The following is a 6,432-nucleotide window of genomic DNA, read 5'->3' on the forward strand; positions in this document are numbered from 1 at the left end:
CCGTCCAGCCCGACATCACCGCCCCGGCAGTGACCGCCACCCCCGACGTCGTCGCACCGCGCCCTGCCGCGCCCGGCGCCACCGTCCCTCCGGTCACTCTGCCTGCGGGCACGTCGACGGGCAGCCTGCTGCAGACCCTGTTGGCGCTGATCCTCGTGCTGGCCGTGCTGGGCGCCCTCGCCTGGTTCCTCAAGCGCTACGGCCCGAAGGTCGGCGGCGGTAACGCGAACCTGCGCGTCGTCGGCTCGCTGAACCTCGGCGGCCGCGAGCGCATCGTGGTGGTCGAAGTGGGCAATGAATGGATCGTGGTCGGTGCATCACCCGGCCGCATCAACGCGCTGGCGACCATGCCGCGCCAGGACGGGCAGAATGGCGACAACGGCGGTACGAACGCCGCGCTTGCTCCGCAAGAAAATACGGGGCCGGCCGCGCACAGCTTCGCCGACTGGCTCAAACAAACGATCGACAAACGCAAGTGATGCTCAATAAACGACTCCTGCTGGCGACGGGGCTGATCGCCCTGCCGCTGGCGGCGGCGGTGGCGGCGCCCGCCATCCCCGCTTTCACGACGAGCCCGGCCCCGGGCGGCGGCACCGCCTATTCCCTGCCGGTGCAGACGCTGCTCTTGATGACGGCACTGACCTTCATCCCCGCGGCGCTGCTGATGATGACGAGTTTTACGCGCATCATCATCGTGCTCTCCCTGCTGCGCCAGGCGCTCGGCACGCAGACGGCGCCGCCGAACCAGGTGATGGTGGGCCTCGCCCTGTTCCTCACGCTGTTCGTGATGGGGCCCACGTTCGATCGCGTCTACACCGAAGCGTACGTGCCGCTGCAGGAAAACCGCATCCAGATGGGCGAGGCGATGGACAAGGCCGCGGCCCCGCTGAAGGGCTTCATGCTGAAGCAGACGCGCCAGTCCGACCTCGCCCTGTTCGTGAAAATCTCGCGCACGCCCGCGCTGCAGGGTCCGGAAGACGTGCCGCTGCGCGTCTTGATCCCCGCCTTCATCACGAGCGAGCTGAAGACCGCGTTCCAGATCGGCTTCGCCATCTTCATACCGTTCCTCATCATCGACATGGTCGTCGCGTCCGTGCTGATGTCGATGGGTATGATGATGATGTCGCCGGCCGTGATCTCGCTGCCGTTCAAGCTGATGCTGTTCGTGCTCGTCGACGGCTGGCAGTTGCTGCTGGGCTCGTTGTCCCAGAGTTTTTACTAGGGAGGACGATATGACTCCGGAAAGCGTCCTCGCGATGGGCCGCACGGCCATGGAAGTCACGCTGATGGTGTCGGCGCCGCTGCTGCTCGTCGCGCTCGTCATCGGCCTCGTCGTCAGCATCTTCCAGGCCGCCACGCAGATCAACGAACAGACCCTGTCCTTCATCCCCAAGCTGATCGGCGTCTTCATCGCGCTCGTGCTCGCGGGGCCGTGGATGATCACGGTCATGACCGACTACATGCGCACCCTGTTCAGCGGCATCCCGCAGATGATCGGCTGACGTTGCGCCCGCGATGATTTCGTTCACCACGACGGAGCTGTATGCATGGATCGGCGGCCTCCTGTGGCCGCTGACGCGCATCCTCGGGCTCGTCGCGGTCGCGCCCGTGTTCGGCAACACGGCCGTCCCCATCCTCATCAAGACGACGCTCGGCGTGCTGCTGGCCGCGATCATCGGCCCCACGCTCCCGCCCGTTCCAGCCGTCGATCCGACGTCGTGGGCGGGCATCCTGATCGTCGCGCAGGAACTGCTCATCGGCGTGGCGATGGGGTTTGCGATGCGCCTCGTGTTCGCCGCCGTCGAATTCGCGGGCGAGGTCGCCAGCTCGACGATGGGCTTTTCGTTCGCCACGTTCTTCGATCCCAGCTCGGCCGGGCGCTCGTCGGCCATCAGCCAGTTCCTCGCCCTCGTCGCGACGATGGCGTTCCTCGCCATGAATGCCCATTTGGTGCTGATCGAGGCGCTTGCGGAGAGCTTCTTCACGCTGCCGATCTCGGCCACGCCGATGTCGCTGTCCGCGCCGCTGGAAATGGTGCGCTGGGGCAGCCGCGTGTTCTCGGCCGGCCTGCAGATCGCGCTGCCGATCGTTGCCGCCATGCTCATCACCAACATCGCGCTGGCCATCCTGACGCGCGCGGCGCCGCAGCTGAACCTGTTCGGCATCGGCTTCCCGATCACGCTGGGTGCCGGCTTCCTCATCATCAGCCTCACGCTGCCGTACCTCGGCACACCGCTGCAGAACCTGTTCAACCAGGGGATCGAGGCGGGCCGCAAGATCCCGCGCGTGGGCGGCCAACGGCCGGGGCAGCCACCACCACCCGCCGCCCCGCGATAACAATTCGGGGTCAGTAACAATTCGGGGTCAGAGCACATTTTTCGCGCAATTCGGGGTCAGAGCACATTTCTGTGCAATGGTTCCGAAACCATTTGCATTCGTGGCTTCGCGTTCAATCCGTCATCGGCTTACAACATTCCGAAGAAAGCGGTCCCGCACGACGTCTGTGGTGACGACGAGCACTTACCCAAAAATTTGCTCTGACCCCGAAGTTTCCAAAAAACGGGCTCTGACCCCGAATCGGGGAAATTTACGAGATGTAGTTGAAGAGAGACAGGCCCGACATTGTCTTGAACGACACCTGGGCCGCCTGCAGCGTTTGCTGCTGCTGGGTGTACAGCGACACCGCCTTGACCATGTCCAGATCCTGCAGGTCGCTCAGCGTGGTCTGGTACTGGATGTTGAGGTCGTCGCCCGTGCTGTCCAGCGAGTCGACTTCCTTCAGGCGCGCGCCCACCGAGGCTTGCACGGACAGCACGTTGTCCAGTGCGTTCTTCATGTTCAGGCTGGCCGTGTTCAGGTTGTTCGCCAGCGCGGCCTTGCCCGCCGAGCCGTCGGACGGGCTGCGCAGCGTCTGGATCAGGTCGTTGATCGTCGTGAACACGGACTGCTTCTGGCTCGGCTGCACGGTGAACGCGTCGCCGTTCGCCGGGGCGCCCTTGATGTCGAACGAGACGCCATCGAAGGCGATCGAGGCGCCCGCCGTGTAGGGCTGGTTGCTCAGCACGGCGGTGCCGGGCGACGTCGAGTTGTCCGTCACCGTGTACGTCGTCACGGCCGGCGTGCCCGCAACCTGGAAGGCGATCGCGTAATCGTGGCCCGTCACCTTGGTCGCGTCCGTCACGGCGCCCGGCGAGATGATGCCCGCGCCCGTGTTCGTGCCGGCGGCCTGCGTGACGAAGGTGCCGTTGCCGGTGACGTTCGCTTCGAAGATGGCGCTGCCGCTTTCGCTGATCGCCATCTTGCGCGCCGACCCCACCTGCAGCATGCGCTGGCCCTGGTCGCCCTGGTAAGTCGCGCCCGTCGGGGTCTGCGTGAACGGTTGCGTGGTCGTCTTGTAGCCGGAGAACAGATAGGTGCCCGCGCCGTCCGTCGTGTTGGCCGAGCCGAGCAGGTCGGCCATGCGCCCTTCCAGTTCGATGGCCAGCGCCTCGCGGTCGCTCTGCGTGTAGCCGCCGTTGCCGGCGGTGACGATCAGCGTCTGGATGTCCTGGATCTGGTTCGAGACGTCGGTGAGCGTCTTGTCGACCAGCGACAGCGACGACTTCGCGTTCGTGCGGTTGGTGCCGAACTGCGTGTTCATCGATTGCGACTGCGTCAGTTCGAGCGCCTTGGCCGAGCCGATCGGATCGTCGGCGGCCGTCAGCATGCGCTTGTTGGTCGACAGCTGCATTTGCGTCTTGGCCATCTGGCTCTGCAGCGTGTTGATCTGCGTGGTGCCGGCCTGGTAGATCGCGTTGGTGCTGATGCGTAAGGTCATGGCGTGGCTCCGTTAATCAATGGCCGATCTGCAACAGCGCGTTGAAGATCGTGTCGGCGATCTGCATCACCTTGCCCGACGCCTGGTAAGCCTGCTGGTACTTGAGCAGGTTGGCGGCCTCTTCGTCGAGGTTGACGCCGGAGACGTTGTTGGCGGCGGCCTCCGCCTGCGTCAGCTGGGCCGCCGCGGCTTCCGCATTGGCCTGCACTTCGCGCGTCCTGTTGCCGATCGTGGACACCAGCGTGGCATAGGCCGACTGGTATGTGGCCTTGCCGCCGTCGAGGATGTTCTTCGATTGCAGATCGCCCATCAGGCCCGCATTGCGCGTGTCGCCCAGGCCCGTGTTCGGCGCGATGGTGAAGGTGTCGCCATTGCCCGGCTTGCCGTTCATGGTGAAGCTCATGCCGGCCACCGTGTAGCTGGCGCCGTCCTCGAAGAGCGGGGCGGCGCCGGCCGGGTACGTCGTCGTCCCGGTCTTTCCCGTCATGGTGACGGTTTGTCCGGCCGGGAAACCGGACAGCGTGCCCGTCGTGCTGTCGAAGGCGAGCGTGACCTTGCCGGTCAGCGGCGCGCCGAGGTAGTTCTTGTCGACCGCCCCCGCGCTGATCTTGCCCGTACCGCTGTTGGTCAGCGGGACGCTCGTGGCGATCGGCGCGGCAGCCGCGATCTGCGCGCCGTCCGTCAGCGCCAGCTTGAAGTTGGCGGCGCCGTTCTGCGTCGGGCGCACGAGGAAGTTGTCGCCCGAATCGGCGACGCCCTGGATGTCGAACGCGAGGCCGTCGATGACCTGCGCCTGGGTCTGCGGGTACGGCGAGATCACCGTCTTCCTGTTGTCCGAGAGGCGGTACACGTTGTAGTTCGTGCCGTCGTAATCGACCTTGTAGTTGCTCGTCGTGAGCTGCGTGGCGTCGACGACCGTGGCCTTGATGGCCGTCGTGCTCGTCTGGTTGTTGTTGATGTTCTTGGTCACGTCGGCCGGCGCGATGGAGAAAATGTCGCCGCCCGGGTTGCCGTTGCCGTCCAGGCCGAGCTTGTTCTGGTCGTTCATCGTCGTGGCCAGGGCGATCGCGACGCGGCCCAGCGAGTTCTGCGCCAAGTCCAGCGACTGGCTGCGGAACTGCAGCACGGCGCCCAGTTCGCCGCCCGTGAGCGCGCTCTCGGCCATCGGCGTGATCTTGCCGTGGGTGACGTAACCGATCGTCACGCGCGTCTGGTCGGTCGGCGAATTCGTGGCCGCCAGTTCGAAGGCGTTCACGCCGACGACGAGCGGCTGGCCGTTGCCGATCGACACGGTCAGGCTGTAGTTATCGCCCGGCACGACGGTAGCCTTGACCTGCTTGTTCAGGTCCATGATCAGCTGGTCGCGCTTGTCCAGCAGGTCGTTCGGCGGGTTCAGCCCGCCGGCCTCCGTCAGCTGGCCGATCTTGTCGTTCAGCTGGGCGATCTGCTTGGCATACGTGTTGATCGTCGTGACGCTCGCGGTCAGCTGGGTGTTGACGCCCTTGCGGATTTCCTCCAGGCGGCCGGTCATGCTCTGGAAGCGGGCGGCCAGCGTGTCGGCCGACGTCATGAACGAGCCGCGCGACGACACGCCCGCGCCGTCGCCCGTGAGGTTCTGCACGGCCGAAAAGAAGTCCTGCAGCGCCGGCGACAGGCCGGACGTCGTGTCGGCCAGCAGGTTGTCGATCTGCTGCACCTGCGCCTGGTAGGCGTCCAGCCCGCTGCTCGCCGCCTGGGCCGTGCGCACCTGGGCGTTGAGGAAATCGTCCGAATAGCGCTTGACCTGGGCGACCTCCGTGCCGGTGCCGATGTAGCCGTTGGAGCCCCCCATCGAGATCGCAGTCGCCTGCACCACCACCTGGCGGCTGTAGCCGGCCACGTTGGCGTTGGTGATGTTGTTGCCGGTCGTCGCCAGGCCTGCCTGGGCGGCGTACAAACCGGTTTTGCCGATGCTGAGGAGGGACATGGTGGTTTTCTTTCTGCTATGTCATTGACGGCAAGTTCCGCCAAAACTTTATTCTTGTTCTTTTCTCATCACCCCATTACGCCAGCGAGTGCTTGATGATGCGCGACAGCTTGGCCGCGTATTGCGGATCGGTCGCATAGCCGGCGCGTTGCAGGCCGTGCGCGAACGCGGCCGCGTCGCCGCCGTGCGCCAGCACTTTTTCGTAGCGCGGGTTATTGCTCAGCAAGCGGGCGTAATCCTTGAACGCGTCCGCATGCGAATCGTAGGCGCGGAATTTCTCCACGCGCGTGTGCGGCTTGCCGTTGATGTATTCCGTCGTGACGGCCGTCGCCACCTTGCCCTTCCAACCCGGGCCGGCCTTGATGCCGAACAGGTTGTTGCTCGAGGTGCCGTCCGCGTTGCGGATCACGCGGCGGCCCCAACCCGTTTCGAGCGCGGCCTGGCCCATCATGAATTTCGCGGGCACGCCCGTGGCCTGTTCCGCTTCCTCGGCGGCGTCGGCCAGCTTTTCCTGGAACGCGCGCACGTGTGCCGGCTTGTTGGCGTTGTCCGTGCCGCGCGCGGCGCCTGCAGGCCGATCCGGACACGATGCCGCGCTTGGCCATTTTCTGGCTCATCTGCTGGTCCAGCATGCCCGTGAACGTCTTCG

At 65.5% G+C, this 6,432-nt stretch carries 7 protein-coding genes; 4 read left to right on the forward strand and 3 right to left on the reverse strand.

The window, feature by feature from the left end; translation table 11 throughout:
- The first annotated feature begins 29 nt into the window (after positions 1-29).
- From fliO to fliR, 4 genes are read left to right on the forward strand one after another with little or no spacing between them, the layout of a single operon-like run.
- Complete coding sequence (gene fliO / locus ACEN88_RS21885) at positions 30-479, forward strand: flagellar biosynthetic protein FliO (protein WP_413343002.1); 450 nt, start codon at positions 30-32, stop codon at positions 477-479.
- Complete coding sequence (fliP, locus tag ACEN88_RS21890; RefSeq protein WP_413342992.1) at positions 479-1,222, forward strand: flagellar type III secretion system pore protein FliP; 744 nt, start codon at positions 479-481, stop codon at positions 1,220-1,222. Before fliO ends, fliP begins: the two co-directional genes overlap by 1 nt.
- Before the next feature lie 10 nt (positions 1,223-1,232).
- Positions 1,233-1,502, forward strand: a complete 270-nt coding sequence (fliQ, locus tag ACEN88_RS21895; protein ID WP_413342994.1) for a flagellar biosynthesis protein FliQ — start codon at positions 1,233-1,235, stop codon at positions 1,500-1,502.
- A gap of 13 nt (positions 1,503-1,515) precedes the next feature.
- Positions 1,516-2,337, forward strand: coding sequence for a flagellar biosynthetic protein FliR (fliR, locus tag ACEN88_RS21900; protein ID WP_413342995.1), 822 nt, complete (start codon positions 1,516-1,518; stop codon positions 2,335-2,337).
- A 250-nt stretch (positions 2,338-2,587) separates the two neighbouring features.
- Here the strand turns inward: fliR and flgL are convergent, their stop codons facing one another.
- From flgL to flgJ, 3 genes are all read right to left on the reverse strand, one after another.
- Positions 2,588-3,817, reverse strand: coding sequence for a flagellar hook-associated protein FlgL (flgL, locus tag ACEN88_RS21905; RefSeq protein WP_413342996.1), 1,230 nt, complete (start codon positions 3,815-3,817; stop codon positions 2,588-2,590).
- Positions 3,818-3,833: 16 nt separating this feature from the next.
- A complete protein-coding gene (flgK, locus tag ACEN88_RS21910; RefSeq protein ID WP_413342998.1) occupies positions 3,834-5,783 on the reverse strand; it encodes a flagellar hook-associated protein FlgK in 1,950 nt (649 codons plus the stop codon).
- A gap of 76 nt (positions 5,784-5,859) precedes the next feature.
- On the reverse strand, positions 5,860-6,309 hold the full coding sequence (gene flgJ, locus ACEN88_RS21915; protein ID WP_413343000.1) for a flagellar assembly peptidoglycan hydrolase FlgJ: 450 nt from the start codon (positions 6,307-6,309) through the stop codon (positions 5,860-5,862).
- Positions 6,310-6,432: the final 123 nt, after the last annotated feature.

Source organism: Massilia sp. CT11-108, assembly GCF_047302915.1.
In the GTDB taxonomy this organism is placed as follows: Bacteria; Pseudomonadota; Gammaproteobacteria; order Burkholderiales; family Burkholderiaceae_D; genus Telluria; species Telluria orientalis.